The sequence below is a fragment of the Streptomyces sp. NPDC005141 genome (genome assembly GCF_053599975.1).
In genome coordinates, this window is the sequence record NZ_JBSFYW010000006.1 from 51,637 (window position 1) to 77,607 (window position 25,971).

At 68.9% G+C, this 25,971-nt stretch carries 29 protein-coding genes, 1 tRNA gene and 1 riboswitch; of the genes, 12 read left to right on the forward strand and 18 right to left on the reverse strand.

Features of this window, described 5'->3' with window-relative positions; translation table 11 throughout:
- Positions 1–3: 3 nt before the first annotated feature.
- From ACWD68_RS06775 to ACWD68_RS06785, 3 genes are read right to left on the reverse strand one after another with little or no spacing between them, the layout of a single operon-like run.
- Complete coding sequence (locus ACWD68_RS06775; RefSeq protein ID WP_451805401.1) at positions 4–1,047, reverse strand: ABC transporter ATP-binding protein; 1,044 nt, start codon at positions 1,045–1,047, stop codon at positions 4–6.
- 4 nt (positions 1,048–1,051) lie between these two features.
- Complete coding sequence (locus tag ACWD68_RS06780; protein WP_451805402.1) at positions 1,052–1,996, reverse strand: ABC transporter permease; 945 nt, start codon at positions 1,994–1,996, stop codon at positions 1,052–1,054.
- The gene (locus ACWD68_RS06785; protein ID WP_451805403.1) at positions 1,989–2,789 is read right to left on the reverse strand and encodes an ABC transporter permease; all 801 of its coding nucleotides are present in this window, start codon (positions 2,787–2,789) and stop codon (positions 1,989–1,991) included. Before ACWD68_RS06785 ends, ACWD68_RS06780 begins: the two co-directional genes overlap by 8 nt.
- Before the next feature lie 200 nt (positions 2,790–2,989).
- Between ACWD68_RS06785 and ACWD68_RS06790 the strand changes: the two genes are divergently transcribed.
- A complete protein-coding gene (locus ACWD68_RS06790; protein WP_451805524.1) occupies positions 2,990–5,413 on the forward strand; it encodes a transglycosylase domain-containing protein in 2,424 nt (807 codons plus the stop codon).
- Positions 5,414–5,468: 55 nt separating this feature from the next.
- Here the strand turns inward: ACWD68_RS06790 and bcp are convergent, their stop codons facing one another.
- Entirely contained in the window at positions 5,469–5,936 is a 468-nt protein-coding gene (gene bcp / locus ACWD68_RS06795; RefSeq protein ID WP_266759207.1) for a thioredoxin-dependent thiol peroxidase, read from the reverse strand.
- Between the two features lie 133 nt (positions 5,937–6,069).
- Here bcp and ACWD68_RS06800 point away from each other — a divergent pair, with 133 nt between their 5' ends.
- The 6 genes from ACWD68_RS06800 to ACWD68_RS06825 all read left to right on the forward strand — a co-directional run bounded on the left by ACWD68_RS06800 (position 6,070) and on the right by ACWD68_RS06825 (position 8,635).
- A complete protein-coding gene (locus tag ACWD68_RS06800; RefSeq protein ID WP_451805404.1) occupies positions 6,070–6,408 on the forward strand; it encodes a DUF3618 domain-containing protein in 339 nt (112 codons plus the stop codon).
- Between the two features lie 97 nt (positions 6,409–6,505).
- Positions 6,506–6,808 (forward strand): GroES family chaperonin, encoded by a 303-nt coding sequence (locus ACWD68_RS06805; protein ID WP_052454563.1) that lies wholly within the window; start codon positions 6,506–6,508, stop codon positions 6,806–6,808.
- Between the two features lie 49 nt (positions 6,809–6,857).
- Positions 6,858–6,929: riboswitch (guanidine-III (ykkC-III) riboswitch) on the forward strand.
- Between the two features lie 32 nt (positions 6,930–6,961).
- The gene (sugE, locus tag ACWD68_RS06810; protein WP_451805405.1) at positions 6,962–7,282 is read left to right on the forward strand and encodes a quaternary ammonium compound efflux SMR transporter SugE; all 321 of its coding nucleotides are present in this window, start codon (positions 6,962–6,964) and stop codon (positions 7,280–7,282) included.
- 104 nt (positions 7,283–7,386) lie between these two features.
- The gene (locus tag ACWD68_RS06815) at positions 7,387–8,049 is read left to right on the forward strand and encodes an HNH endonuclease signature motif containing protein (protein ID WP_451805406.1); all 663 of its coding nucleotides are present in this window, start codon (positions 7,387–7,389) and stop codon (positions 8,047–8,049) included.
- A complete protein-coding gene (locus ACWD68_RS06820; RefSeq protein WP_451805407.1) occupies positions 8,046–8,552 on the forward strand; it encodes an HNH endonuclease in 507 nt (168 codons plus the stop codon). The genes ACWD68_RS06815 and ACWD68_RS06820 overlap by 4 nt, the downstream gene beginning before the upstream one ends.
- Positions 8,552–8,635 (forward strand) — tRNA-Leu (locus ACWD68_RS06825). Before ACWD68_RS06820 ends, ACWD68_RS06825 begins: the two co-directional genes overlap by 1 nt.
- A 51-nt stretch (positions 8,636–8,686) precedes the next feature.
- Here ACWD68_RS06825 and rdgB read toward each other — a convergent pair.
- The 4 genes from rdgB to ACWD68_RS06845 all read right to left on the reverse strand — a co-directional run bounded on the left by rdgB (position 8,687) and on the right by ACWD68_RS06845 (position 11,188).
- On the reverse strand, positions 8,687–9,289 hold the full coding sequence (rdgB, locus tag ACWD68_RS06830; RefSeq protein WP_451805408.1) for an RdgB/HAM1 family non-canonical purine NTP pyrophosphatase: 603 nt from the start codon (positions 9,287–9,289) through the stop codon (positions 8,687–8,689).
- 241 nt (positions 9,290–9,530) lie between these two features.
- A complete protein-coding gene (locus ACWD68_RS06835; protein ID WP_451805409.1) occupies positions 9,531–9,929 on the reverse strand; it encodes a hypothetical protein in 399 nt (132 codons plus the stop codon).
- A gap of 145 nt (positions 9,930–10,074) precedes the next feature.
- On the reverse strand, positions 10,075–10,821 hold the full coding sequence (rph, locus tag ACWD68_RS06840; protein WP_451805410.1) for a ribonuclease PH: 747 nt from the start codon (positions 10,819–10,821) through the stop codon (positions 10,075–10,077).
- Positions 10,822–10,954: 133 nt separating this feature from the next.
- On the reverse strand, positions 10,955–11,188 hold the full coding sequence (locus tag ACWD68_RS06845) for a PTS glucose/sucrose transporter subunit IIB (protein WP_266759220.1): 234 nt from the start codon (positions 11,186–11,188) through the stop codon (positions 10,955–10,957).
- 173 nt (positions 11,189–11,361) lie between these two features.
- Here ACWD68_RS06845 and ACWD68_RS06850 point away from each other — a divergent pair, with 173 nt between their 5' ends.
- Positions 11,362–12,648 carry a PTS transporter subunit EIIC gene (locus ACWD68_RS06850; protein ID WP_451805411.1) on the forward strand — a complete coding sequence of 429 codons (1,287 nt, stop codon included), beginning with the start codon at positions 11,362–11,364 and terminating at the stop codon, positions 12,646–12,648.
- Positions 12,649–12,933: 285 nt separating this feature from the next.
- Positions 12,934–14,184 carry a PTS transporter subunit EIIC gene (locus ACWD68_RS06855; RefSeq protein ID WP_451805412.1) on the forward strand — a complete coding sequence of 417 codons (1,251 nt, stop codon included), beginning with the start codon at positions 12,934–12,936 and terminating at the stop codon, positions 14,182–14,184.
- Between the two features lie 70 nt (positions 14,185–14,254).
- Here the strand turns inward: ACWD68_RS06855 and ACWD68_RS06860 are convergent, their stop codons facing one another.
- Positions 14,255–15,007, reverse strand: a complete 753-nt coding sequence (locus ACWD68_RS06860; protein WP_451805413.1) for an MBL fold metallo-hydrolase — start codon at positions 15,005–15,007, stop codon at positions 14,255–14,257.
- A 249-nt stretch (positions 15,008–15,256) separates the two neighbouring features.
- On the opposite strand from ACWD68_RS06860, the gene ACWD68_RS06865 reads away from it, so the two are divergent.
- Complete coding sequence (locus ACWD68_RS06865; protein WP_451805414.1) at positions 15,257–15,730, forward strand: type II toxin-antitoxin system PemK/MazF family toxin; 474 nt, start codon at positions 15,257–15,259, stop codon at positions 15,728–15,730.
- A gap of 138 nt (positions 15,731–15,868) precedes the next feature.
- Here the strand turns inward: ACWD68_RS06865 and ACWD68_RS06870 are convergent, their stop codons facing one another.
- From ACWD68_RS06870 to clpS, 7 genes are all read right to left on the reverse strand, one after another.
- Positions 15,869–16,819 (reverse strand): PLP-dependent cysteine synthase family protein, encoded by a 951-nt coding sequence (locus tag ACWD68_RS06870; protein WP_451805415.1) that lies wholly within the window; start codon positions 16,817–16,819, stop codon positions 15,869–15,871.
- Between the two features lie 16 nt (positions 16,820–16,835).
- Entirely contained in the window at positions 16,836–17,114 is a 279-nt protein-coding gene (locus ACWD68_RS06875) for a MoaD/ThiS family protein (RefSeq protein ID WP_451805416.1), read from the reverse strand.
- Between the two features lie 115 nt (positions 17,115–17,229).
- Entirely contained in the window at positions 17,230–17,331 is a 102-nt protein-coding gene (locus tag ACWD68_RS06880) for a putative leader peptide (RefSeq protein WP_451805417.1), read from the reverse strand.
- A 79-nt stretch (positions 17,332–17,410) separates the two neighbouring features.
- Complete coding sequence (locus ACWD68_RS06885; RefSeq protein ID WP_451805418.1) at positions 17,411–17,833, reverse strand: Mov34/MPN/PAD-1 family protein; 423 nt, start codon at positions 17,831–17,833, stop codon at positions 17,411–17,413.
- Between the two features lie 111 nt (positions 17,834–17,944).
- On the reverse strand, positions 17,945–19,396 hold the full coding sequence (locus ACWD68_RS06890; protein WP_451805419.1) for an amino acid permease: 1,452 nt from the start codon (positions 19,394–19,396) through the stop codon (positions 17,945–17,947).
- Positions 19,397–19,727: 331 nt separating this feature from the next.
- Positions 19,728–20,333, reverse strand: a complete 606-nt coding sequence (locus ACWD68_RS06895) for a DUF2017 domain-containing protein (RefSeq protein ID WP_451805420.1) — start codon at positions 20,331–20,333, stop codon at positions 19,728–19,730.
- 53 nt (positions 20,334–20,386) lie between these two features.
- Positions 20,387–20,704: an ATP-dependent Clp protease adapter ClpS gene (gene clpS, locus ACWD68_RS06900; protein WP_451805421.1), complete on the reverse strand. Its 318-nt coding sequence runs from the start codon at positions 20,702–20,704 to the stop codon at positions 20,387–20,389.
- A gap of 120 nt (positions 20,705–20,824) precedes the next feature.
- On the opposite strand from clpS, the gene ACWD68_RS06905 reads away from it, so the two are divergent.
- Positions 20,825–22,204 carry a nicotinate phosphoribosyltransferase gene (locus ACWD68_RS06905; RefSeq protein WP_451805422.1) on the forward strand — a complete coding sequence of 460 codons (1,380 nt, stop codon included), beginning with the start codon at positions 20,825–20,827 and terminating at the stop codon, positions 22,202–22,204.
- Positions 22,205–22,419: 215 nt separating this feature from the next.
- Positions 22,420–23,004, forward strand: a complete 585-nt coding sequence (locus ACWD68_RS06910) for a nicotinamidase (RefSeq protein ID WP_451805423.1) — start codon at positions 22,420–22,422, stop codon at positions 23,002–23,004.
- 62 nt (positions 23,005–23,066) lie between these two features.
- On the opposite strand, the gene ACWD68_RS06915 is transcribed toward ACWD68_RS06910, so the two are convergent.
- Positions 23,067–23,402 (reverse strand): hypothetical protein, encoded by a 336-nt coding sequence (locus ACWD68_RS06915; protein WP_451805424.1) that lies wholly within the window; start codon positions 23,400–23,402, stop codon positions 23,067–23,069.
- Between the two features lie 121 nt (positions 23,403–23,523).
- Positions 23,524–25,878 carry an immune inhibitor A domain-containing protein gene (locus ACWD68_RS06920; RefSeq protein ID WP_451805425.1) on the reverse strand — a complete coding sequence of 785 codons (2,355 nt, stop codon included), beginning with the start codon at positions 25,876–25,878 and terminating at the stop codon, positions 23,524–23,526.
- Positions 25,879–25,971: the final 93 nt, after the last annotated feature.

Here is a 25,971-nt window from a genome sequence, read left to right on the forward strand (position 1 = left end):
GGGCTATCCGGCCCGCCCTTCCCGCGCCTCCCGCGACGAGAACGCTTTCCCCGCCTTCCCCGCGTACATGCGGCTGATGACCGCCTCGATGTCCGGCTCCCGCACCGAGAGGTCCATCAACGGATACTCCGCCGCGATCCGCGCCACCAGCGGAGCCGCCGACCGGTCGGCGGGAAAGGCCAGCCACTGCCGCGGCCCCTCCACCTTCACCACCCGCGCCGACTCCACCTCGATCGGCGGCAGTTCCCGCTCCAGGTCCACGACCAGGGTCCGCTCGCTCTCCCCCACCTCGTGCAGCCCGCTCAGCGGAGCGTCGTACATCAGCCGCCCGTGGTCGATGACCATCACCCGCCTGCACAGCTGCTCGATGTCGGTGAGGTCGTGCGTGGTGAGCAGGACGGTCGTACCGCGCTCGGCGTTCAGGTCCCGCAGGAACTCCCGGACCCTCGCCTTGCTGATCACGTCGAGCCCGATCGTCGGCTCGTCGAGGTAGAGCACCTCGGGGTCGTGCAGCAGGGCCGCCGCGATGTCGCCGCGCATCCGCTGCCCCAGCGACAGCTGCCGCACCGGGACGTCCAACAGGTCACCGAGCTCGAGGAGTTCGACGCAGCGGTCGAGGTTCTCCCGGTAGCGCCCGTCCGGGATGCGGTACATGCGGTGCATCAGCCGGTAGGAGTCGATCAGCGGAAGGTCCCACCACAGCGTCGTGCGCTGCCCGAACACGACACCGATCCGGCGCGCGAGACGGGTGCGCTCGCGGGACGGGTCGAGGCCCGCGACACGCAGCCGGCCGCCGGACGGGGTGAGGATGCCGGTCAGCATCTTGATGGTGGTCGACTTGCCGGCGCCGTTCGGGCCGATGTAGCCGACCATCTCGCCGCGCGGCACGGTGAAGGAGATCGAGTCGACGGCCCGCACCTGCCGGCGCTCACTGCGCAGGAAGCCCGTCTTCTTCCGTACGTCGAAGACCTTCTCGACGCCGTCGAGCTCGATGAAGTCCTGCTGCGAACCGGTGAATTCGCTGTCCCCGGCGATGGCCACGCCCATTCCCCTAACTTCCCGTACTCCGGTAAGCGCGCAGCCCCGCGCGCCAGGCGACCCCGGCCAGCGCGCAGCAGCCAGCCGCCACGAGTGGTGGTGTGAACGCGACCCACGTCGGCAGGTCGAGCGGATAGGGCCGCCCCAGCACGTACAGCGCGGGCAGCCAGTTGACGAAGGCGAGCGGGAGCACGAAGGTCACCCCGCGCAGCAGGTCCTTGGCGAAGACGGTCGGTGGGTACTGCAGGAGCGTGCTGCCGCCGTACGTGAAGGAGTTCTGCACCTCCGCGGCGTCCTGTGCGACGAACTGGAAGGACGCGCCCGCCACGAACACCGCCGAGAAGATCGCTCCGCCGCTGAGCAGCATCAGCGGGATCATCAGCACCTTGAGCGGCGTCCAGTGGATGTCGAGGACGGCGAAGGCGTATCCGAGGACGAGCAGACCCTGGCTGATACGGCCGAGGCGGCGCAGCGCGAAACGGTCCGCGGCGACCTGGGCGAGCACGGGCACGGGGCGCACCAGGAGTGTGTCGAGCGTGCCGTCGCGCACCCGGCGCCCGAGCCGGTCCATCGAGCCGAGCGCGAGGTCCGCGATCCCGAAGGCGGTGCCGGCCACCCCGTAGAGCAGGGCGACCTCGGGCAGGCTGTAGCCGCCGATCCGGTCGACCTGCGAGAACATCAGCAGGATCGCCACGAAGTCGAGGGCGGTCGCCGCGAAGTTCCCGAAGGCGGTCATCGCGAAGGAGGCCCGGTAGGCCATCGTGGAACGGATCCACATCGCGGTGATCAGACGGTAGGCGCGCAGCCCGTCACGCAGCCGCTCGTACGCCCCCTGCCGCTCGAAGGGATGGGAGTCCGCCGCGCGGACCGCCTCCCGTACCGGACCCGCCCACCGGCGCGTCCCCTCCTCCACCGGACCGGCCACCAGCCGCGTCCCCCGCTCCACCGGGTCAGCCACCCTGCACCACCACCCTCCGCGTCGCCACCGACTGGACCAGCCGCCCGGCCGCGAGCAGCCCGAGGGCCCAGGCCGCCTGGGACACGTACGTGCTCAGGGGATCGGCCGTGCCGAGCAGGACGTCCACCGGCGCCTGGATCAGCGACGACCAGGGCAGAGCCCGTACGACCTCGCCGAGGACGCCCGGGAAGACGTTCAGCGGCAGCAGCATCCCCGAGCAGAAGATCCCCGCGATGAACGCCAGCTGCGCCACGCCCGCCCCGTCGAGAAGCCAGAACGCGGACAGCGCCACCAGGAAACGGATCGCGAAACTGACGGCCACCCCGAGCACGACCGCGACCAGGAAGGCGAGCCAGGTCAGCGGATCGGAGGGCAGCGCCAGGTCGAAGAAGAGCGCGCCGAAGGCGAGCGGGACCAGTCCGCGGCCCATCAGATGGAACAGCGCCCGGCCCATGTCCTGGGCGAGCCACCACATCTGGAGGTCGGCCGGCCGGTACAGGTCGATCGCGATGTCACCCGTACGGATTCGCTCGATCAGTTCGTCCTCGAAGCCGCCGCCCATCACGGCGACCACCATCAGCAGCGCCTGGCTGAGCCACACATAGCTGAGCGCCTGCGCCTGGTCGTAGCCGCCGAGGTGCGGCTTGGTGTCCCACAGCGCGATGAAGATGTACGCCAGGATCAGCCCGAAGACGGTGTTGGTGAAGACACCCGCCGCGGTCGCGATCCGATAGGTGGCGTAGCGCCGGAACCCGCTCGCCGCGACGGACGCGTACAACCGCGCTGTGCCCACAACCCGTCCCTTTCCTCCGCGTTGAGCCAAAGCGCAGGAGCCTAGTCCCGGCCCCGCGTGGGCCGCCAGGCATTTTCCGGCGCGACGCGTGCCGGGATCCGGGAACGGAACGCATGGTGCGAGAGTCTTCAAGAGGGGACGCACCCGGCGTACGAGGTCGTATGGGAACGTACGATCACAAACAGGAGTTCGGCGAACAGATGAGCGACAAGCCGCAGCCGCAGCAACGCAGCCAGGGCTGGGCACCCAGGGAACCGGAACCGGGCCCCCGCCCGGCCCCGGCCCCACCGACGGGACCGGGCAAGCCCGGCAAGAAGCGGAAGCGGACCGGCCGGCGCAGGCTCGTCCCGACCTGGCGCATGCTGCTCGGCACGCTCCTCGGCGCGCTGCTGCTCGTGATCGGCCTCTTCGCGCTCGGCTACTTCCTCGTCAGGATCCCGCCCGCCAACGCCGCCGCGACCAAGCAGAGCAACGTCTATCTGTACGCCGACGGCAGCCAGCTCGCCCGCGACGGCGACGTCAACCGCGAGAACGTCTCGCTCGCGCAGATCTCCAAGGACGCCCAGCACGCCACCCTCGCCGCCGAGGACCGCGACTTCTACACCGAGTCCGCCGTCGACCCCAAGGCGATGCTCCGCGCCGGCTGGAACACGGTCACCGGCAAAGGCAGGCAGTCCGGCTCGACGATCACCCAGCAGTACGTGAAGAACTACTACCTGGGCCAGGAGCAGACCGTCACCCGCAAGGTGAAGGAGTTCTTCATCTCCATCAAGCTCGACCGGGAGAAGAGCAAGGACGACATCCTCGAGGGCTACCTCAACACCAGCTACTACGGCCGCAACGCCTACGGCATCCAGGCCGCCGCGCAGGCCTACTACGGCGTCGACGCCCAGGACCTGACCGTCGCCCAGGGCGCCTACCTCGCCGCCCTGCTCAACGCGCCCAGCGAGTACGACGTGATCGCGCACCCCGAGAACAAGGCCGCGGCCCTCGCCCGCTGGAACTACGTCCTCGACGGCATGGTCAAGAAGAAGTGGCTGACCCGGGCGGCGCGCGCCCACGTCACCTTCGCTCCGCCCAAGCAGGCCAAGGGCTCGGCGGGCATGTCGGGCCAGCGCGGCTACCTCGTGCAGGCCGTCAACGACTATCTGACCTCGAACAAGATCCTCGACGAGGACACCCTCACCACCGGCGGCTACCGCGTCACCACCACACTCCAGAAGCCCAAGCAGGACGCCTTCGTGAAGGCCGTGAACGACCAGGTGATGGACCAGCTCGACAAGAAGAACCGCAAGGTCGACACCTACGTCCGCGCCGGCGGCGTCGCCATCGACCCGTCCAGCGGCAAGGTCCTCGCGATGTACGGCGGCATCGACTACACCCAGCAGTACGTCAACAACGCGACCCGCCGCGATTACCAGGTCGGCTCCACCTTCAAGCCGTTCGTCTTCACCTCGGCCGTCCAGAACGACTCGCAGACCCAGGACGGCCGCCCCATCACCCCGAACACGATCTACGACGGCAGCGACCAACGCCCCGTGGAGGGCTGGAACGGCGGCTCCTACTCCCCGGAGAACGAGGACGGCGTCTCGTACGGCGACATCACCGTCCGCACCGCCACCGACAAGTCGGTCAACTCGGTGTACGCGCAGATGGCCGTCGACGTCGGCCCCGCCAAGGTGGAGAAGACCGCCGTGGCCCTCGGCATCCCCGCCGGCACCCCCGACCTGACCGCCTCCCCCTCCATCGCGCTCGGTCCGGCCACCGCCAGCGTCCTCGACATGGCGGAGGCGTACGCCACGCTCGCCAACCACGGCAGACACGGCACGTACACGCTCGTCGAGAAGATCACCAGGGACGGCGAGGAGGATGTGCAGCTGCCCGCCCGCAGCGTTCGGCAGACGGTGAGCCGCGCGGCGGCCGACACCACCACCTCGATGCTCCAGAGCGTCGTCGACGGCGGCACCGGGCAGGCCGCGCAGGCCGCCGGCCGGCCCGCCGCGGGCAAGACCGGCACGGCGGAGGAGGACACGGCCGCCTGGTTCGCGGGCTACACCCCCGACCTCGCCACCGTCGTCTCCGTGATGGGCCAGGACCCCGAGACCGGCGCCCACAAGTCCCTGTACGGCGCCCTCGGACAGCCCCGCATCAACGGAGGCGGCTACCCCGCCCAGATCTGGGCTCAGTTCACCGGGGACGCCCTCCAGGACACCGAGGCGACCGACTTCGACCTCCGGCTCCAGCCGGGCGCCGAGGAACCGGACTATCCCAGCTACGAGCCCAGCGAACCGGACGCCACCGACGGCCAGGACGACGGCGGCACCACGGACGGCGGCCAGGACGAGGACGGGACACAGGGCGGGACCAACGGCAGCACACCGGCGCCGACGAACGGCCGGACCCAGGGCCAGACCGGCGGCCGGACCCAGGGTCCGGCCAACGGAGGCACCAACACCTCCGGCGGAACCACGGCCGGCACCACCGGTGGCACCGCCACGGACGGCGGCGCCACCGGATCCCCCACGACCGGCGGCGGCACGAACGGCGGACCCACGAACGGCGGCACCACCGGCACGACACCGGGCGAGGACCCGCTGGGCGGTCTCACGTCCAGAAGGCCCTGAGAAACCCCGGGCGGACAGAACCCGCGGACAGAACCTCGCGGTCAGAACCTCGCGGTCAGATCCCGAGGTCCTTGATGATCTTCGCCACGTGCCCGGTCGCCTTCACGTTGTACAGCGCCCGCTCGACCTTGCCCTCCTCGTCCACGACCACCGTGGAACGGATGACACCGACGACCGTCTTGCCGTACAGCTTCTTCTCACCGAAGGCGCCGTACGCCTCCAGGACCGTCTTGTCGGGGTCCCCGACGAGGGTGACCTTCAGGGACTCCTTCTCGCGGAACTTGGCGAGCTTCTCGGGCTTGTCCGGGGAGACGCCGATGACGTCGTAACCGGCGCCCGCCAGCACGTCGAGGTTGTCCGTGAAGTCGCACGCCTGCTTCGTGCAGCCGGGAGTGAGGGCGGCCGGGTAGAAGTAGACGATGACCTTGCGGCCCTTGTGGTCGGCGAGGGAGACCTCGTTGCCGTCGGCGTCGGGCAGGGTGAAGGCGGGGGCGGTGTCGCCGGGCTGGAGTCGCTCGCTCATCGGAACCTCACGTGGCCGGGGGATGGAATGGATACGGAACGAGCGTAATGGGGGGTGCCGAGGGGTGCGGTCCGGTCCGAACTGACAGACTGTCCGAATCAGGGAGTCACAACACGACCACGGAGGCAGCGCGGTGTCGGATACGTCGAGAACGTCGGATACCAGGACTCCGGCGCAGATCGAGGCGGACATCAAGAACCGCCGCGCAACACTCGCCGACACGCTCGACGAGATCGGCGTACGGGTGCACCCGAAGACGATCGTCGGAGACGCCAAGGCCAAGGTCGCCGCGAACATCGATCACACGCTGGGGCGCGCCTACGTCGGCGTCAATCGCGTCGTCGGCGATGTGAAGGGGCAGTTCGTCACCGAGGAGGGCGCACCCAGGCTGGAGCGCATCGTGCCGGTGGCTCTGCTCGCGGCCGGGCTCGTCGGGCTGCTCGTGGTGGGCACGCGGCGGCGCAAGGGCTGACCCGCCCGCGTACGAAACGGGCCGGGACAGGTAGGTTCGGGGCGTGAGCGCCAATCGGGAAAAGCACAGCACCCATGACGACAAGTTGCCCATCCGGATGCTGCACGACCGCGTGCTGGTACGGCAGGACGCCGCCGAGGGCGAGCGGCGCTCCGGCGGCGGCATCCTGATCCCCGCGACCGCGGCCGTCGGCCGCCGGCTCGCCTGGGCCGAGGTCGTCGCGGTCGGACAGAACGTCCGGACGGTCGAGCCGGGCGACCGGGTCCTGTACGACCCCGAGGACCGTGCCGAGGTCGAGGTGCGCGGCACCGCCTACGTGCTGATGCGCGAGCGGGATCTGCACGCCGTGGCCGCGGACCGGTTCGAAGGGTCCGAGGACTCGACCGGCCTGTATTTGTAGGGCATACGTCGTCCAGAGGGGCCGGTGACCATGGTCGCCGGCCCCTTTTGCCGTCCTTTTGCTACCGTGGAGGGACCCCGACGAGACGCGCCGTACCGGGACACCGCAAAGACGACGCACCCCGCGTCCAGTCGTCTCCCGGAGGTGCCTCCCATGGCCTGGGTTCTGTTGATCGTCGCCGGTCTGCTCGAAGTGGGCTGGTCGATCGGAATGAAGTACACCGACGGCTTCACACGACTGATCCCGAGCGTCCTGACGGGCGCGGGCATCATCGCGAGCATGGTCCTCCTGTCCTACGCCGCGAAGTCGCTCCCGATCGGTACCGCCTACGGCGTCTGGGTCGGCATCGGAGCGGCGGGCGCGGCGATCCTCGGCATGACCATCCTCGGCGAACCCGCGACCGCCGCCCGCATCTTCTTCGTCTGCCTGCTCCTGGTGGCGGTGGTGGGGCTGAAGGCTACGTCGGGGCACTGAGCCATTACTGAACCCGACCGGGTACCCCACCGGGCGTAACCGTCCGATAAACGGTTCGTTAGCCCGTGCGAGGTCGCGAACGTGCGATCGGAACGGAGGGGACAATGCCGGTCAGCCCGTACACCAAGGAGCGCTTGGCGGAGGCGGCACGAGCGTCGCGAACACTGTCGGAGGCGCTGGGGAGGTTGGGGGTAGATCCAGGGAGTTCCAGGCGGCATTACATCCGGGAGCGGATGAAGAAGCTGGGGGTGGCTACTTCCCACTTCGAGCGGGAGGGGGTCAAGTGGACGCAGGAGGTGCTTGAACCCGTGGTCGCCGTGTCCGTGAGCGTCAACGACGTCGTACGCCGACTCGGACTCGCTTCTGTCGGCGGCCACCAGGCCAATATCGCCAGACGCATCAAAGCCTGCGGAATTGACACCTCTCACTTCACCGCGCGGGTCCAAACCGACCGGATGAGGCACAACCGGCGCCGCCGGGGCGCCGAGGAGATCCTCGTCGAGGACGGGTCGGCAGATGCCAGGCGCATCCCGGGCCAACGGCTCAAGCGGGCCATGCGGGAACTGGGTCTCGGGGAACGCTGTGTCCTGTGCGGCATCGAACCGTTCTGGCTGGGGGAGCCCCTCCCCTTTGAGGTCGACCACATCGACGGCAACTGGCGCAACAATCGGATCGAGAATCTGCGCCTCCTTTGCCCCAACTGCCACGCCACAACGGATACTTACCGAGGCCGGGGCAAGCAACGCGTCGAAGGCGGTGCCTCATGAGCACCAGGCGTGCCCGACCTACGCACGACGAGTTGCGAGCGGCTGTCGCCGAATCGTTCTCGATCGCGGAAACACTGCGCCGCCTCGGATACGCGGACAACGGTTCTCAGCGCGCGAAGCTGCGCAAGTGGATCACCGAAGGCACCCTCACGACCACGCACTTTCTCGGCCAAGCCCATCGGCGAGGAAAGCGAAGCCCGACCGCACGCCCCGTTGAGGATGTTCTGGTACGCCACGACGGCATGCATCGGATCAAGACCCCCCGTTTGAGGCGTGCCCTCTGCGCAGCGGGCGTTCCCGAGCAGTGCGCCACGTGCGGTGTCGGCCCCGTGTGGCTCGGCAAACCTATGACATTGGAAGTCGATCACATCAACGGCGACTGGCGTGACAATCAGCGCGAGAACCTGCGGCTGCTATGTCCCAACTGCCATGCGATCACGAGTACCTGGTGCAGGGGAGGCAAGCCTCTGCGAGCAACTGCCGGTACGATGGCAGGCGGCTAGCGGCGGTGGCGCAGTGGTGACGCAGCAGACTTAGGATCTGTGGCCCGTGAAACGGCTTGAGGGTTCGAATCCCTTCCGCCGCACGCTGAACGGCCTGCTCATCGAACGATGCGCAGGCCGTTCTTCGTGTGCGCTCAGCCCAACAGCTCCCGCACCACCGGCACCAGCGCCCTGAACGCCTTCCCCCGGTGGCTGATCGCGTTCTTCTCGGCGGGGGTCAGTTCCGCGCAGGTGCGGGTGTCGCCGTCCGGCTGGAGGATCGGGTCGTAGCCGAAGCCGTTCGTGCCGGCGGGGACGTGGCGGAGGGTGCCGAGCAGTCGGCCCTCGACGACGCGTTCCGTGCCGTCCGGCAGGGCGAGGGCCGCCGCGCAGGCGAAGTGGGCGCCCCGGTGGGGGACGTCGATGTCGGAGAGCTGGGCGAGGAGCAGGTCCAGGTTGGCCCGGTCGTCGCCGTGCCGGCCGGCCCAGCGGGCGGAGAAGATGCCGGGGGCGCCGTTCAGGACGTCGACGCACAGGCCCGAGTCGTCGGCGACGGCGGGCAGTCCGGTGGCCTGCGCCAGCGCGTGGGCCTTCAGCAGGGCGTTCTCGGCGAAGGTGACGCCGGTTTCCTTGACGTCGGGGATGTCGGGGTAGGCGTTCGCGCCGACGAGGTCATGGGTGAGCCCTGCGTCGGCGAGGATCGCCGTCAACTCGGTGAGCTTTCCGGCATTGCGGGTGGCGAGGATCAGGCGGGTCATGCCCGCCAGTATCTCCGAGTCCGGTCCCCGGGTCCGCCCGCAGAGGGCAGTCCCCGATCTGATCCCCCGTCCGATCCCGGGTCCGACCTTGAGGCCAGTCCCCGGGTCCCCGATCCATTCCCGATCCGGTCCCGAGGCCAGTCCCCGCTCCGGCCCCCGATCCGGTCCCGAGGCCGGTCCCCGGGTCCTCGATCCGGTCGCCTGCCGGGCCCGGTCCGGACCCCGTCCGTTCCGTGCCCCGTTACGGCGTGCAGACCTTCGTCAGTTCGCCCGCCGCGTCCGTCACGGGGCTGATGTCGGGGGTGCTGTCGCCGTTCTTGACGGCCGTGCGGACGTTGGCGACGGCCTTGCTGAGGTCGTCGACCGCCTTGTTGACGTCCGCGTTGTCGGTCTTGTCCCCGATCTTGTCGAGGTTGTTCTCGATCGAGTTGAGGGACTCGTCGGTCTGCGTCGGGTCGTTCGCCGCGTTCTCGACGGCCTGTTGGAGGTCGGTGACGCTGTCGGCGATCGAGTCGGCGGCCTGTACACAGTCGAGTGCCTTGCTCACGGCGTCGCAGCCGACGGCCGCCGGCAGGGCGACGAGTGCGGCGACGACGGCGAGTACGGCGGTACGGCGACGATGGCGGTGGCGCGCGGCCATGGAACGGTCCCTCCCCGTGGGCATGATGTGGCGCGGCCGCGTCGACGGTCGGCGCACTCCCGCTGCGCGGAAGGCCCGAACGACCCGACGTGGCCGGCGGGCGCACGGCTGGACCGTACGCCCGTACCCCTAAGAACGCGAAAGGTTAACGCGCGGTTGCCTCACCCGTCGCTTCGAGTACCGCGCGCTGGACGGCGGCGAGTTCGTCGCAGCCCGCGACGGCGAGGTCCAGCAGGGCGTTGAGCTCCTTGCGGTCGAAGGGCTCGGCCTCGGCGGTGCCCTGGACCTCGACGAAGCGGCCGTCGCCGGTGCACACGACGTTCATGTCGGTGTCGGCCCTCACGTCCTCCTCGTAGCAGAGGTCGAGGAGCGGGACGCCGCCGACGATGCCGACGGAGACGGCCGAGACGGTGCCGGTGAGCGGCTTGCGGCCGGGCTTGATGAGCTTCTTGCCCTGGGCCCAGGTGACGGCGTCGGCGAGGGCGACGTACGCGCCGGTGATGGCGGCGGTGCGGGTGCCGCCGTCGGCCTGCAGGACGTCGCAGTCGAGGACGATGGTGTTCTCGCCGAGCGCCTTGTAGTCGATGACGGCGCGCAGCGAGCGGCCGATGAGGCGGCTGATCTCGTGGGTGCGGCCGCCGATCTTGCCGCGGACCGATTCGCGGTCGCCGCGGGTGTTGGTGGCGCGGGGCAGCATGGAGTACTCGGCGGTGACCCAGCCTTCGCCGCTGCCCTTGCGCCAGCGCGGGACGCCTTCGGTGACGGAGGCCGTGCAGAAGACCTTGGTGTCGCCGAAGGAGACGAGGACGGAGCCCTCGGCGTGCTTGCTCCAACCGCGCTGGATGGTGATGGGGCGCAGCTGTTCGGGGGTGCGGCCGTCGATTCGAGACATGGCGTCGAGCCTATCCGCACAGGGATGAGGGGCTGTCCGCCGGTGGCGGAAACAGCCCCTCAAGGGTGAGCCGGAGCTCCTGGAGCGGTCCGTGGCCCGTGGGGGGCCGGGTGGCTTCAGTGCGTCCCGTCGCTCACATCATGTCTTCGATCTCGCCCGCGATGGGGTCCGCGTCCGTGCCGATGACGACCTGGATGGCGGTGCCCATCCTGACGACTCCGTGTGCGCCTGCGGCTTTCAGGGCGGCCTCGTTCACCAGGTCCGGGTTGGCGACCTCGGTGCGGAGCCGGGTGATGCAGCCTTCGACCTCTTCGATGTTCTCGATGCCGCCGAGCCCGGCGACGATCTTCTCAGCCTTCGTGGCCATGTCCTACTCCCTGATCAGAACCGCTTTGTCGCAGTAACCCACAGTTGGCCCATCTTCGCGAGCGGTCGTGTCATGGGTGCCGAATGATGGCGATCACGACAGAGCGACGCGTCGCAACTGGTCTACACCAGTCTCCATGCGGTCGCCAAACCGGCCTGGCCCGGAGGACGCCCATGAGTGCCGTCAGCGCCGTCCCACCCGCGCGTGCCCGCTGGAACAAGGCCTTCCAGGGCCTGCAGAAGATGGGCCGCAGCCTGCAGTTGCCGATCGCCGTGCTGCCGGCCGCCGGCATCCTCAACCGGCTGGGCCAGCCGGACGTGTTCGGCGCGGACGGGCTCGGCTGGGACAACATCTCCAAGGTGATGGGCGCGGCGGGCGGCGCGCTGCTGGACGGTCAGCTCGGGCTGCCGATGCTGTTCTGCGTCGGCGTGGCCATCGGCATGGCGAAGAAGTCGGACGGTTCCACGGCGCTCGCGGCGGTCGTGGGCTTCCTCGTCTATTACAGCGTGCTGCGGGCGTTCCCGGAGGACTGTCCGTCCGGGAGTGCCGTGGTCAAGCTGGGGTGCCGGCTGGAGGACGACTCCGTCGTGGAGTTCACCTACCAGAATCCGGGGGTCTTCGGCGGCATCGTCATCGGGCTGCTGTCGGCGTACTTCTGGCAGCGTTTTCACCGGACGAAGCTGGTGGACTGGCTCGGCTTCTTCAACGGCCGCCGTCTGGTGCCGATCATCATGGCGTTCGTGGCGATCGCGTTCGCGTCTCTGTGTGTGTGGGTGTGGCCGCCGATCGGTGACGCGCTGGAGAACTTCTCCGACTGGCTGGTCGGGCTGGGGGCGTGGGGTGCGGGTGTGTTCGGCCTGGCCAACCGCGCGCTGCTGGTGATCGGTCTGCACCAGTTCCTGAACGTGCCCATCTGGTTCCAGTTCGGCAGCTACACCAAGCCCGACGGCGAGGTCGTGCACGGTGACATCAACATGTTCCTGGCGGGCGACCCGAACGCGGGGCAGTTCACCTCGGGCTTCTTCCCGATCATGATGTTCGCGCTGCCGGCGGCGGCGCTTGCGATCGCGCACTGTGCGAAGCCGCATCGCCGCAAGGAGGTGGGCGGTCTGATGCTCTCGGTCGCGCTGACCTCGTTCGTCACGGGCATCACCGAGCCGATCGAGTATTCGTTCCTGTTCATCGCGCCGCTGCTCTTCGCGGTGCACGCGGTGCTCACCGGCGTTTCGATGGCGGTGACATGGGGGCTGGGCGTGCACGACGGCTTCAGTTTCTCCGCCGGTCTGATCGACTACGTCATCAACTGGAATCTGGCGACCAGGCCCTGGGCGATCGTGCCGATCGGGCTGTGCTTCGCCGTGGTGTATTACGCGATCTTCCGGTTCGCGATCACGAAGTTCGATCTGAAGACGCCGGGGCGGGAGCCCGAGGAGGACGTCGAGGACACCACCAAGGCGTAGCGCTCCGCGCCAGGACAGCGGCTTCTGCCGTGGAGGCCCGCTCTGGCCTCCACGGCGGAGGCCGCTTCGAGAAGGGCCCCCGGACCTGTCGGTCCGGGGGCCCTTCGGCATGACCGGAACCGCTTGTTCCCGTTATGGCCGAGGCCACAAAATTCGTGGGTTCCTTATCCAGCCTTCACCGTGCTAGAACAGGTCTACACCACTGAGTGGTGTAGACCACGCGGTGCTGCCCACCCCCTGTTTCGCCTTTCCCGTCCCCCGGCAGCGCCAGCACATGGAGGAACTATGAGCACCGCCACCGCATCGGCGGCACCCGCGAAGAAGCGGGGATCCGGCCTGTTCCAGGGCCTGCAGAAGGTCGGCCGCAGCCTGCAGCTGCCGATCGCCGTGCTGCCGGCGGCGGGCATTCTGCTCCGCCTCGGCCAGGACGACGTGTTCGGCAAGGACGGCCTCGGCTGGAACAAGGTCGCGGCCGTGTTCATGACCGCCGGTGACGCCGTGTTCAGCAACCTGCCGCTGCTGTTCTGCGTCGGCATCGCCATCGGCTTCGCCAAGAAGGCCGACGGCTCCACGGCACTGGCGGCGCTCGTCGGCTTCCTGGTCTACAAGAACGTGCTGACCGCGTTCCCGATCACCGACGCCAAGGTGACCAAGGGCGCGGACGTCGCCGCGACGTACAACGACCCGAAGGTCTTCGGCGGCATCATCATGGGCCTGATAGCCGCCGTCACTTGGCAGCGGTTCCACCGCACCAAGCTGCCCGACTGGCTCGGCTTCTTCAACGGCCGCCGTCTGGTCCCGATCCTGATGGCCTTCATCGGCACCGCCGTCGGCGTCTTCTTCGGCCTCGTCTGGGAGCCCATCGGCGACGTCATCACCAACTTCGGTGAGTGGATGACCGGCCTCGGCGCCGTCGGCGCGGGCATCTTCGGCGCGATCAACCGCGCGCTGCTCCCGGTCGGCATGCACCAGTTCGTCAACACGGTGGCCTGGCAGGAGATCGGCTCGTACAAGGACTCCACGGGCGCCCTGTGGCACGGCGACCTGCCGCGGTTCTTCCACGGCGACCCGACCGCCGGGCAGTTCATGACCGGCTTCTTCCCCATCATGATGTTCGCGCTGCCCGCCGCCGCCCTGGCGATCACGCACACCGCCCGCCCGGAGCGCCGCAAGGTCGTCGGCGGCATGATGATGTCGCTCGCGCTCACCTCGTTCGTCACGGGCATCACCGAGCCGATCGAGTTCGCGTTCATGTTCATCGCGCCGGTCCTGTACGTGATCCACGCGGTCCTGACCGCCCTGTCGATGGCCATCACCTGGGCCCTGGGCGTGCACCACGGCTTCAGCTTCTCGGCCGGTGCGATCGACTACTTCCTGAACTGGAACCTGGCCACCAAGCCCTGGATGATCATCCCGATCGGCCTGGTCTTCGCGGTGATCTACTACGTGGTCTTCCGCTTCGCGATCATCAAGTTCAACCTCGCCACCCCGGGCCGTGAGCCCGAGGAGGAGATCGAGGACCTCACGAAGGCGTGAGCGTCCCTCCATACGGCCGAAGGCCCCCGGAACCACCTGGTTCCGGGGGCCTTCGTGTGCGCGGTCGGTGTCAGATCTCGTACGTCGCCCGGGGTACCGCCAGTTCCACCGGGCCCGTGTACGCCGAGCGGGCGTCCGCCAGGTTGGTCCGGGGGTCCGTCCACGGGGGGATGTGGGTGAGGACGAGGCGGCGGGCGCCGGCGCGGGCGGCGGTCTCGCCGGCCTCCCGGCCGGTGAGGTGGAGGTCGGGGATGTCCTCCTTGCCGTGGGTGAACGCGGCCTCGCACAGGAACAGGTCCGTGTCGCGGGCGAGTTCGTCCAGGCTCTCGGTCACCCCGGTGTCCCCGGAGTACGTCAGGGACCTTCCGCCGTGTTCCACCCGGATGCCGTACGCCTCGACGGGGTGGCGCACCCGCTCCGTGTGCACGGTGAACGGGCCGACCTCGAACGTGCCCGGCTTGACGGTGTGGAAGTCGAAGACCTCGCTCATCGAGGAGGCGGACGGCGTGTCGGCGTAGGCCGTGGTCAGGCGATGCTCCGTCCCCTCGGGTCCGTAGACGGGGAGCGGGTCGGCGCGGCCGCCGTCGTGACGGTAGTAGCGCGCGACGAAGTACGCGCACATGTCGATGCAGTGGTCGGCGTGCAGATGGCTGAGGAAGATCGCGTCGAGGTCGTAGAGACCGCAGTGGCGCTGCAGCTCGCCCAGGGCACCGTTGCCCATGTCGAGAAGCAGCCGGAAGCCGTCGGCCTCTACGAGGTAGCTCGAGCAGGCCGATTCCGCGGACGGGAACGACCCCGAGCAGCCGACGACGGTGAGCTTCATAAGAGCTGGAACCTCCGCGCTGGCAGGAAGTGCAGAGAGTGGATGCGGGGTGCGGGTACTCGGTTGCAGATACAAAAACGGGAGTCGTGCGGTCCATCGAGCGTAAGGCGCAAAAGGGCCGGTCGCTCCTCCGCCAGGGGCTGTTGTGGGCGAACTCACCTGTGCTGTCACCGGTTCGGATGGACCTTGGGGCACCGAGGATCGCCGCAGGGCGGGCGGGGGCACATGCGCGCCGGTACCTTCTTTGCTATGGACACGTCCTGGTGGCTCGCGTTGGCGGCGGTGGTACTGCTCGCGCTGGTCGCGACGCTGGTGGACGGCTGGGGGCGCCGCGGGCGCCGGCCGGCCGGGCGGACACGTCCGCCGAGCCGGCCCCGCGGACCCCGCCGGGGCGGAACCCGGCGCGGCGAGCGGCTTCCGCAGGCGTCGGAGATCTGGTGGGCGAACGTCCCCTACGAGGACGGGCCGGGGGCCAAGGACCGACCCTGTCTGGTGCTGGTGGTGCGCGGGAAACGGGTCATCGTCGCGAAGATCACCAGCAAGTACCACGACGAGCGGCCCGGGGTGATCCCGCTGCCCCCCGGAGCCGTGGGGGACGCCCATGGACGGCCGAGCTTCCTGGAGACGGACGAGCTGCGCGAGGTACCGGTGGACGACTTCCGCCGGCGGGTCGGCGTGGTGGACCCGGTCCTGTGGGACCAGGTCCGCTACCTGGCGGGCTGAGGCCGCCGAGCCGAGTCCGCACCCGGCCCGCCGCTCCGGGGCGGCACGCACCGGAGCGGTGGCTACTCCTCGGAAGACGGCGGAGGGCGTGAGGGCCGTCCTTCGGCCCTCACGCCCTCCGCCCGGGTCACCGGGGCGCTACGCCCAGAGCTGTCCCTGCAGCGTCTCGATCGCCTCTTCCGTCGTCGCCGCCGTGTAGACGCCCGTCGACAGGTACTTCCAGCCGCCGTCCGCGACCACGAACGCGATGTCGGCGGACTCGCCGGCCTTGAGGGCCTTGTTGCCGACGCCGATCGCGGCGTGCAGCGCGGCCCCGGTGGAGACGCCCGCGAAGATGCCCTCCTGCTGGAGAAGTTCCCGGGTGCGGGTGACCGCGTCCGCCGAGCCGACGGAGAAGCGGGAGGTGAGGACCGAGGCGTCGTACAGCTCCGGTACGAAGCCCTCGTCCAGGTTCCTGAGCCCGTAGACCAGGTCGTCGTAGCGCGGCTCCGCGGCGACGATCTTGACGTCCGGCTTGTTCTCGCGCAGGAAGCGTCCGACGCCCATGAGGGTGCCCGTGGTGCCGAGGCCCGCCACGAAGTGGGTGATGGACGGGAGGTCGGCGAGGATCTCCGGACCCGTCGTGGCGTAGTGGGCGCCGGCGTTGTCCGGGTTGCCGTACTGGTAGAGCATCACCCAGTCCGGGTGCTGCGCGGAGAGTTCCTTGGCGAGGCGGACGGCGGTGTTGGAACCGCCGGCGGCCGGGCTGGGAATGATCTCGGCGCCCCACATGCCGAGCAGCTCACGGCGTTCCTGCGAGGTGTTCTCGGGCATCACGCAGACCATGCGGTAGCCCTTGAGCTTCGCCGCCATGGCCAGCGAGATGCCGGTGTTGCCGCTGGTCGGCTCCAGGATCGTGCAGCCCGGCGTCAGACGGCCGTCCTTCTCCGCCTGCTCGATCATGTGGAGGGCCGGCCGGTCCTTGACCGAACCGGTCGGGTTGCGGTCCTCCAGCTTCGCCCAGATACGGACGTCCGCGGACGGCGAGAGCCGCGGCAGGCGCACCAGGGGGGTGTTGCCCACCGCGGCGAGCGGGGAGTCGTAGCGCATGGGGACCAGCGGCCGATCAGGCCATGCCACCGGCGACGGCCGGCAGGATCGTGACGCTGTCGCCGTCGGTCAGCTTGGTGTTGATGCCGTCGAGGAAGCGGACGTCCTCGTCGTTGAGGTAGACGTTGACGAAGCGGCGCAGCTCTCCGCCGTCCACGATCCGGTCCCGGATGCCCGCGTGCCGGGTGTCGAGGTCGGTGAACAGATCGGCAAGGGTCGCCCCGCCGCCCTCGACGGCCTTCTCGCCGTTCGTGTAGGTGCGGAGGATGGTGGGGATGCGGACCTCGATGGCCATGGTTGCGGGCTCCTGTCGGAAGGAAAGTCAGGTCGGAAGACGCGCGGCAGCGCGGGCAAGGCAGGGGGTGCGCCGGTTGCGGTGCCGCGGCTCTCGGCCGTACGGCGGCGGCAGGTCAGCGCGTACAGATGGCGCTCTGCAGCCTGCACAGGTCGACGTGCAGCCGCGCCACGAGCAGCGTGCCCGGCGTCTTTTCGCTCACGTCGTGGGAAACCATGGGCTCATCGTATCGATTCCCGGTACGGGTCCCGGGGTGTGATCTCGCATTTCGGACGCTTTTTGGTCGATGCGTGAGATCAGTAGCTCTCCACGACCTTGACCTCCTCCTCCGTGACCTCGCCCTCCACGATGCGGTACGAGCGGAACTGGAAGGGGCCGGCGTCGTCCGTGTCCGCCGTGGAGACCAGCACGTAGTGCGCGCCCGGCTCGTTCGCGTAGGAGAGGTCGGTGCGGGAGGGGTAGGCCTCGGTCGCGGTGTGCGAGTGGTAGATGACGACGGGCTCCTCGTCGCGGTCGTCCATCTCGCGGTACAGCTTCAGCAGGTCGCCGGAGTCGAACTCGTAGAACGTGGGCGAACGGGCCGCGTTCAGCATCGGGATGAACCGCTCGGGGCGGTCGGTGCCCGTGGGCCCCGCGACGACGCCGCACGCCTCGTCGGGGTGGTCCTGGCGCGCGTGCGCGACGATCTGGTCGAACAGGGCCTCGGTGATGGTCAGCATGCTGGTCAGGATAGACAGAAGGGCCGTCCCGTACCGAGGTGTGGTACGGGACGGCCCGAATGCCGGACGTCCTGAGCGGTGGCCGAAGCGGCCGGACGTCCGTGGGGGCGGTCAGCCGACGGTCTCGAACTCCGGCTCGCGACGTTCGGTGACCTGCGGGTTGCGGGTCTTGAGGATCGCCCAGCCGATGGCCAGGGCGGCGGCCCAGACGGCCATCACGTACAGGCAGATGCGGGACTCGGGGTCGTACGCGATCAGGCCGGTGACGAAGAGAAGGAACACGACCGCGACCCAGCTGCACTTCGCGCCGCCCGGGGCCGGGAAGGACGAGGCCGGCAGCCGGCCGGCGTCGACCGCGCGGCGGTAGAGGATGTGGCTGACGAGGATCATCAGCCAGGTCCAGATGCCGGCCGCGGTGGCCACCGAGGTGACGTATCCGAAGGCCTTGTCGGGGACGACGTAGTTGAGGATCACGCCGATGCCCATGAAGAGCACGGAGATCGTGATGCCGAACGCGGGCGTCTTGGTCGACGACAGCTTGTTGAAGACCTTCGGGGCCTCGCCGCTGTCGGCCAGGTTCCGCAGCATGCGGCCCGTGGAGTACATGCCCGAGTTGCAGGAGGACAGGGCGGCGGTGAGGACGACGAAGTTGACGGTGGCCGCGCCGGCCGGGATGCCGATCTTGGCGAAGGCGACCACGAAGGGGCTCGCACCCGCCCCGAACTCGGTCCACTTCACGACCGAGAGGATGACCGTGAGGGCGCCGACGTAGAAGAGGGCGATACGCCAGGGGAGGGTGTTGATGGCCTTGGGGAGCGTCTTCTCGGGGTTCTTGGACTCGCCCGCCGTGACGCCGACGAGCTCGACGGCGAGGTAGGCGAACATGACGCCCTGGAGAGTCATCAGGGACGAGCCGATGCCCTTGGGGAAGAAGCCGTCGAACTGCCAGAGGTTGGTGACGGAGGCGGTGTCACCGGCGGAGCTGAAGCCGAAGGTGAGGACGCCGAGGCCGATCACGATCATGCCGATCAGGGCGGTGACCTTGACCATCGAGAACCAGAACTCGATCTCGCCGAAGAGCTTCACCGAGATCAGGTTCGCCACGAACAGGACGACCAGGAAGACCAGGGCCGTCACCCATTGGGGTACCTGCGGGAACCAGTAGTTGATGTAGATCGCGGCGGCCGTGAGCTCGGCCATGCCGGTGACCACCCACATCAGCCAGTACGTCCAGCCGGTGAAGTAGCCGAAGAACGGGCCGAGGAACTCGCGGGAGTAGTCCGCGAAGGAGCCCGAGACCGGGCGGTAGAGCAGCAGCTCGCCGAGCGCCCGCATGATGAAGAAGATGATCACGCCCGCGAGGGCGTACATGAGGATGAGGCTGGGTCCCGCCTTGGCGATGTTGGCCCCGGCGTTCAGGAACAGGCCGACGCCGATGGCGCCGCCGATCGCGATCATCTGGACCTGGCGGCTGCCGAGCCCGCGCTCGTATCCCTCTTCGGGGGCGTCGCCGCCCACGGCCTCACTGCCGTCGTACTGCTTGTCGACCTGCGATGAGGTCATGTGTGGTGCGCCTTTCTCCAAGCCGTTCCGAGCCAGTCCCTTGGCTTCGGACCGGTTTCCGATCCCCCCGGACAGGTGGAGCCGTTGCCTGGCCGGCGGTCCGCCGGCTCGGTGGCGCACCCGGCAGAACATGGGTGGTGTCCTGTCGGGCGGTCGTGAAGATCTATCACGGCGGCGACATTGATCGGTTGAGCGTCGTGTTGCGCAGACCACAGGAAGAACCGGACAAAATGTCGAACCGCGCCCCATAGGGCGCGGTTACGGTGACGCGATCGTTATCCGGATTTGAGCGTCCGTTGAGCGAACACTCGAGGTGTTATGTCCTGACAGTTCAGGGCATAAGGGTTTCGACCAGGGTCTCCTGGAGTCCGCCCAGCCAGAGGTACGCCATCACCATCGGCTTGCGCGGGTCCTCGTCCGGGAGGCGGTAGAGGAGGTCGGTGTCCTCCTCGTCGACGACGTCGAGCCGGGAGCCGATCGCGAGCCGCAGGTCGTTCAGGGCGCGCAGCCACTGCTCGGACTGCGCGGTGGTCAGCTTGAGGACCGCTCCGCCGTCCCCGCCGGGCGTCAGACCGTCCAGCGAGCGGATCATCGTGAGGGCGTTCTCGCGCTTGCCGGCGCGCAGGTCGTTCTCGGTGAACCGGCGGAACTCCGCGGAGTGGGCTCGCTGCTCCTCGGCCTGTTCGGGCGAGGCGGCCTCGACGTCGGGGCCGCTGTAGGCGTCGGGGAACAGGCGCAGGAGCACCGGGTCGCTCGGCGGTTCGCTGGGGCCCTCCGCGAACAGCTCGGCGAGCGGGTCGGCGGCGGCGTTCTCCGCGGGGCCGGGACCGATGAGCTCCAGGAGCTGGACGGCGAGGGAGCGGATGATGGAGATCTCGACCTCGTCGAGCGCGACGGCCGCGCCGCCGCCGGGGAGCGGTTCGAAGTGTCCAGGCATGGAGTGAGTTCGCTACTTCCGGTCCTGCTCGCGGGTGGGTGACAGGGGTCCGGCTACTTCCGGTCCTGCTGAAGGGTGGCCCACAGACCGTAGCCGTGCATGGCCTGCACGTCGCGCTCCATCTCCTCGCGCGTGCCGCTGGAAACGACGGCCCGGCCCTTGTGGTGGACGTCCATCATCAGCTTGGTGGCCTTGTCCTTGGGGTAGCCGAAGTACGTCTGGAAGACATACGTCACATAGCTCATGAGGTTGACCGGGTCGTTGTGGACGATCGTGACCCAGGGGACGTCCGGCTCGGGTACGGCGAAGACCTCCTCCGCCGACTCGGTCTTCTCGATCTCTAGAGGTGCGGGAGCCGTCACATCGCCCATGCTGCCACCAGAGGGGGTCACCCGCACAAACGGACCCCCGAAAAGGGGGGCGACTCCCCCGGGAATCTCCGGATCCCCTGGAAATCGTCAAAGTGACGAGATGGGGGTACGATCCCTGCCATGAACACAGCGGACCTTGGGCTGCCGGAACAAGAAGGGCGCGAAGCGCTTCCCCGGAAGGGTGGTGGCGGGAGACGGGTGGGCGTTCCCTCCACGGCGCTCTTCACCGACCAGTACGAGCTGACGATGCTGCAGGCCGCGCTCGCGGCCGGAACGGCCGAGCGGCGCTCGGTCTTCGAGGTCTTCACCCGGCGGCTGCCCGAGGGGCGGCGCTACGGAGTCGTCGCGGGCACCGGACGTGTCCTCGACGCGGTGGAGAACTTCCGGTTCGACCCGGACCTCGTCGGCTTTCTGCGCGAGCGCGGGATCGTGGACGAGCCGACCCTTCAGTGGCTCGCCTCGTACCGCTTCAACGGGGACATCTGGGGCTACCCCGAGGGCGAGGTGTACTTCCCCGGCTCTCCCGTCCTGCGGGTCGAGGGCAGCTTCGCGGAGTGCGTGCTCCTGGAGACGGTGATCCTGTCGATCCTCAACCACGACTCCGCCATCGCGGCGGCCGCCTCCCGGATGGCCTCCGCCGCGGGCGGGCGGCCGCTGATCGAGATGGGCGCCCGGCGCACCCACGAGCTGGCCGCGGTGGCCGCCTCGCGGGCCGCGTACGTCGGCGGCTTCACCACCACCTCCGACCTGGCCGCCGGTTTCCGCTACGGCATCCCGACCGTGGGCACCTCCGCGCACGCCTTCACCCTCCTGCACGACCACGAGCGGGACGCCTTCCAGGCCCAGGTGGACTCGCTCGGCCGGGGCACCACGCTGCTCGTGGACACCTACGACGTCACCGAGGCGGTCCGCACGGCCGTCGAGGTCGCCGGGACCGAGCTCGGCGCGGTGCGCATCGACTCCGGTGACCTGCTGCTCGTCGCCCACCGGGTGCGCCAGCAGCTGGACGAGCTGGGCGCGACCGGGACGAAGATCGTCGTGACCTCCGACCTCGACGAGTACGCCATCGCCTCGCTGGCGGCGGCGCCCGTGGACGCGTACGGCGTCGGCACCCAGCTGGTGACGGGATCCGGCCACCCGACCTGCTCGATGGTCTACAAACTGGTCGCCCGCGCCGAGTCGGCCGACCCGAAGGCGCCGATGGTGCCGGTGGCCAAGAAGTCCACCGGCGGGAAGACGTCCATCGGCGGCCGCAAGTGGGCCGCGCGGCGCCTGGACGAGCACGGGGTCGCGGAGGCCGAGGTGATCGGCGTCGGGCCGGTGCCCGGCGAGCTGGCCGACCAGCAGCTCCTGGTCCAGCTGATCAAGGGCGGACAGGTCCTGTCCCGCGAGCCGCTCGACGCCGTACGCGACCGGCACGCGGAGGCCCTCGCCCGGCTGCCGCTGTCGGCGACACAGCTGTCGCGCGGCGAACCGGTGCTTCCCACCGAATACGTCTGAGGCGCGGGAGGTGTGGGAGGCGCTGGAGGCGGGCGGGGCGGGAGTGGCGCCGCGCATGAACCTCCGGTGAGCGGGAATGCAACGGCAGCGTGCCCCCGCGGGCCGTGGAAGCCGAATACCCCCTCCCGCACCGCCCTCGAAGTCTCTAGGCTCGGAAGTTCAACGGCCGGGCCCGCACCCTTGTCTGCCGCACCCATAGCCGAAGGACACCGCCCATGCGCCGCGCCTTGATCGTCGTAGACGTGCAGAACGACTTCTGCGAGGGAGGCAGCCTCGCGGTGTCCGGAGGCGCCGATGTGGCCGCCGCCATCACGGAGCTGATCGGACAGGCCCCCGCCGGCTACCGGCATGTCGTCGCCACCCGCGACCTCCACATCGCCCCCGGGGGCCACTTCGCCGACAACCCCGACTACGTGCACTCCTGGCCCGCGCACTGCGTGGCCGGTACCGAAGGGGTGGGATTCCACCCGAACTTCGCCCCGGCCGTCGCCTCCGGCGCGATCGACGCCGTCTTCGACAAGGGCGCCTACGCGGCGGCGTACAGCGGCTTCGAGGGCGCCGACGAGAACGGGATGCCGCTGGGCGACTGGCTGCGCGCCCGCGGGATCGGCGAGGTCGACGTGGTCGGCATCGCGACCGACCACTGCGTACGGGCGACCGCCCTGGACGCGGCGGAACAGGGCTTCCGCACGACCGTCCTGCTCGACCTGACGGCCGGAGTGGCGGAGGAGACGACGGAACGCGCGCTGGAAGAGCTGCGCACGGCCGGGGTGGAACTCACGGGAAAGCCCGTGGTCTAGCCCCGTCGTCACACGGAGTCACGGGACGTCACAGTCGTTCCGGTCCAGTCCCGTCCGCGGTGTCACGCCTGCGGAGCCGGACGTCTCAGCAGCGATCTGATCGGGTGCCACAGCTCCTGGGTGAGCTCGGGGACACCGCTGTCGGGGGCCGTGCGCCATATGAGCCCGTCGGGGTGGTGCAGGACCGCGGTGATCTCGTCGGGTGTGGGCGGGGCCGCGTTGCCCCGCAGGTAGACGGCACGCAGGCCCAGATTGCGCAGGCGCGTCAGGGCTCGGGCACGGTTCTGGGCGACGACCAGGAACCGCACGCAGCCGGCGCCGGAAGCTGCCGGACTGGGCAGGTTCAGCGCCACCACGACGCTGCCGTTCGGCAATCTGCAGAAACCTCCTGCGGCCATGCGGTCACACCCCCGTGCGAGTCGTTGTCAATAAGCCGGACACAGGACGCACCTAAACACGATCGGCGGCAACCCGCCAGAGGGTTGCCGCCGATACGCTTCTGACCTGCGGAAATGCTGACTACTTCACTGCGGGGCCGACCTTGAGCGAGATCGTCGAGCCGTCCTTGGCCTCCTTGACGATCTGGATCTTGGTGTTGGTGTCAGTGATCTTGACACCGCCGGTCGGGTTCCTGTTGTCGTAGTAGTCGCTGGTGTGGTCGTTGAAGACCGACACCCCCTTCTTCGACGCGATCTTCTGGGCGACGTCAGCGCTGTGCAGCGTGATGCCGTCCGTGCGGTACAGGCTGAACGTGGAGTCGTAGGCCTGGATGCGGTTGCGCATCAGCGTGCCGTTCTCCCACCACAGGGCCTTCGAGTGCGCGTCGACCGGAAGCGCGAGGCCGACACCCGGGTGCTGGCTGGTGTTGTTGTCCGCCTGCGAGGTGTCCCACTTCCAGATCAACAGGCCGTTCTGGTAGGCGTAGTGCTCCACCCAGTCCGGACGGGTCGTCGAGAAGCCGAAGTTGTACGGGCCGACCTTGAGGGTCTTGTCGTACGAGACGTACTGGCGGTTCTCCGCGAGGTAGTACTGCGCGTAGTCCTTGGTGAAGGAGGCGCCGATGCGGGAGAAGCCGTTCGCGGTCCAAGCGGCGTCGGCCGTCTCGGCGTTGTCCGAGAAGAGCGCGGCGCCGTCCGCGGTGACGCTGATCTCGTCGGCCGCGAAGCCCTTCAGCGCCACACCGCCGTCGCTCTGGTAGCGGAAGCGGAGGTCGATCTTCTTGCCCGCGTAGGCGTCGAGCGGGTACACGAGCTTCTTGTACGCGTCGACCGTACCGGTGAGGACGGGCTTGTCGCTGCCGTCGCGCGGGATGGCGGCGCCGTCCACCGTGCCGTCGAGAGCGGTCCAGTTGGCGCCGCCGTCGGTCGATACCTCGGTGTAGAGGTAGTCGTAGTTCGCCTCGATGTCGTACCAGCCGTCGAGGGTCAGCTTCGCCGACGACTTGCCCGTGAGGTCCACGGAACGGGTCAGCGTGTTCTTCAGGTTGTCACCGCTGCCGCTCCACCACTGGGTCGAGCCCTGCGCGGGAGTGACGACCGTGGTCGTGACCGCCTTCTCCGGCAGCGTGACGACGAGCGCCTGCTTGTTCCAGGTGTTGTACTCGGCGACACCCAGCTTGTGCGTGGACTGCTTGCCGGCCTTGGCCGTGTCGTAGTTCAGCCAGCCCAGCTGGAGCTTGTCCCAGGCGTTGAAGTCGCCGGGGAGGTCACCGATGGAGTCCTTGCCCCTGCCGAGCCAGGAACCCGAGGACATCAGGGTCCAGAAGCCGGTGGAGTTGTCGCCGCCGGCGGTGTCGTAGTGGTCCGGCAGACCGAGGTCGTGGCCGTACTCGTGGGCGAAGACGCCGAGTCCGCCGTTCTCCGGCTGGATGGTGTAGTCGCCGACCCAGATGCCGGTGTCGCCGATCTGGGCGCCGCCGAGCTTGTTGTCGCCCGGACCCGTGGCGCCCGCGTCGGTGCCGAACGCGTACCAGCGGTGGGCCCAGATGGCGTCCTCGCCCTGAACACCGCCGCCCGCGGACTCGTCCTCACCGGCGTGCACGATCTGGAAGTGGTCGATGTAGCCGTCGGGCTCGTTGAAGTTGCCGTCGCCGTCGAAGTCGTAGCGGTCCCACTGGTCGAAGTTCGCCAGGTCCGCCTTGACGGCCGCGTCGGACTTGCCGGCCGCCTTCTGCTGGGCGACCCAGGCGGTGACGCCGTCGCTGACGACGTTCCACACGCTCGGGCAGTTCGTGGAGCCGCAGGCGTTGTTGCCGTAACGGGCCTCGTTGTAGGGGACCTTGACCCAGTCGGCGACCTTGCCGTCCACCGAGTAGCGGCCCGACGACTGCGCCTCGTAGAACTTCTTCATCGACTCGACGTTCTTGCCGGTGCCGAAGTAGAGGTCCTGGAAGTGCTTCTGGTTGTAATCCGCCTGCCAGGCCGTGCTGTTGTCCTTCTTGCGGTCCGGCTTGGCGATCTTGTTGTGCTGCGGACCGGCGGTGCCGCCGTACTTCGGGTCCGTCTTGTCGCCGAACTCGACCAGGATCGTGAAGATCTTGTCGGTCTTCTCGCGGCCCAGCTCGACGTACTTGCTGTCGCCCTTCTTGCTCTTCAGCTGGACGACCTGCGAACCGTGGCGCTTCTGCACCTTGGCGTCGCCGGATATGACCTGGTTCAGCGCCTCTTGGCGCTGGGCGTTCTGCGTCTTGCTCAGCGGGCCGTCGAGGTCGTGGTCGACCGTGTTCTTGACCGGCTGCGGGTCGTGGCGGTCCACGACCGGTGATGCGGCGGCCGAGTCGGCCTGCGCCACGGCGTACGTCGAGAACGTGGCGGTGGCCGCCGCGAGGGCTACGCCCACCGCGGCCGCTCTGAACGTCCATGGTCTGTTGGTCACTTGATGTCCTCCCCCGCGCACGTTCGCGCGGAGGGGGTTCCGGGTCATGGAGGTCCGCGCGCGCTACGCGTGATTCAAGTGACGACATTTGAC

Bases quoted from the DNA above. Each gene is read 5' to 3' on its own strand.
- ACWD68_RS06880 (WP_451805417.1), bottom strand. From the start codon at position 17,331: ATGGTTTCCCACGACGTGAGCGAAAAGACGCCGGGCACGCTGCTCGTG.
- ACWD68_RS06850 (WP_451805411.1), top strand. From the start codon at position 11,362: ATGAGTGCCGTCAGCGCCGTCCCACCCGCGCGTGCCCGCTGGAACAAG.
- sugE (WP_451805405.1), top strand. From the start codon at position 6,962: ATGGCCTGGGTTCTGTTGATCGTCGCCGGTCTGCTCGAAGTGGGCTGG.
- ACWD68_RS06865 (WP_451805414.1), top strand. From the start codon at position 15,257: ATGGACACGTCCTGGTGGCTCGCGTTGGCGGCGGTGGTACTGCTCGCG.
- ACWD68_RS06790 (WP_451805524.1), top strand. From the start codon at position 2,990: ATGAGCGACAAGCCGCAGCCGCAGCAACGCAGCCAGGGCTGGGCACCC.
- ACWD68_RS06875 (WP_451805416.1), bottom strand. From the start codon at position 17,114: ATGGCCATCGAGGTCCGCATCCCCACCATCCTCCGCACCTACACGAAC.
- ACWD68_RS06775 (WP_451805401.1), bottom strand. From the start codon at position 1,047: ATGGGCGTGGCCATCGCCGGGGACAGCGAATTCACCGGTTCGCAGCAG.
- rdgB (WP_451805408.1), bottom strand. From the start codon at position 9,289: ATGACCCGCCTGATCCTCGCCACCCGCAATGCCGGAAAGCTCACCGAG.
- ACWD68_RS06815 (WP_451805406.1), top strand. From the start codon at position 7,387: ATGCCGGTCAGCCCGTACACCAAGGAGCGCTTGGCGGAGGCGGCACGA.
- ACWD68_RS06910 (WP_451805423.1), top strand. From the start codon at position 22,420: ATGCGCCGCGCCTTGATCGTCGTAGACGTGCAGAACGACTTCTGCGAG.
- ACWD68_RS06905 (WP_451805422.1), top strand. From the start codon at position 20,825: ATGAACACAGCGGACCTTGGGCTGCCGGAACAAGAAGGGCGCGAAGCG.
- rph (WP_451805410.1), bottom strand. From the start codon at position 10,821: ATGTCTCGAATCGACGGCCGCACCCCCGAACAGCTGCGCCCCATCACC.
- ACWD68_RS06885 (WP_451805418.1), bottom strand. From the start codon at position 17,833: ATGCTGACCATCACCGAGGCCCTGTTCGACCAGATCGTCGCGCACGCG.
- ACWD68_RS06870 (WP_451805415.1), bottom strand. From the start codon at position 16,819: ATGCGCTACGACTCCCCGCTCGCCGCGGTGGGCAACACCCCCCTGGTG.
- ACWD68_RS06860 (WP_451805413.1), bottom strand. From the start codon at position 15,007: ATGAAGCTCACCGTCGTCGGCTGCTCGGGGTCGTTCCCGTCCGCGGAA.
- ACWD68_RS06835 (WP_451805409.1), bottom strand. From the start codon at position 9,929: ATGGCCGCGCGCCACCGCCATCGTCGCCGTACCGCCGTACTCGCCGTC.
- ACWD68_RS06820 (WP_451805407.1), top strand. From the start codon at position 8,046: ATGAGCACCAGGCGTGCCCGACCTACGCACGACGAGTTGCGAGCGGCT.
- bcp (WP_266759207.1), bottom strand. From the start codon at position 5,936: ATGAGCGAGCGACTCCAGCCCGGCGACACCGCCCCCGCCTTCACCCTG.
- ACWD68_RS06890 (WP_451805419.1), bottom strand. From the start codon at position 19,396: ATGACCTCATCGCAGGTCGACAAGCAGTACGACGGCAGTGAGGCCGTG.
- clpS (WP_451805421.1), bottom strand. From the start codon at position 20,704: ATGGGCGATGTGACGGCTCCCGCACCTCTAGAGATCGAGAAGACCGAG.
- ACWD68_RS06805 (WP_052454563.1), top strand. From the start codon at position 6,506: ATGCTGCACGACCGCGTGCTGGTACGGCAGGACGCCGCCGAGGGCGAG.
- ACWD68_RS06845 (WP_266759220.1), bottom strand. From the start codon at position 11,188: ATGGCCACGAAGGCTGAGAAGATCGTCGCCGGGCTCGGCGGCATCGAG.
- ACWD68_RS06855 (WP_451805412.1), top strand. From the start codon at position 12,934: ATGAGCACCGCCACCGCATCGGCGGCACCCGCGAAGAAGCGGGGATCC.
- ACWD68_RS06895 (WP_451805420.1), bottom strand. From the start codon at position 20,333: ATGCCTGGACACTTCGAACCGCTCCCCGGCGGCGGCGCGGCCGTCGCG.
- ACWD68_RS06915 (WP_451805424.1), bottom strand. From the start codon at position 23,402: ATGGCCGCAGGAGGTTTCTGCAGATTGCCGAACGGCAGCGTCGTGGTG.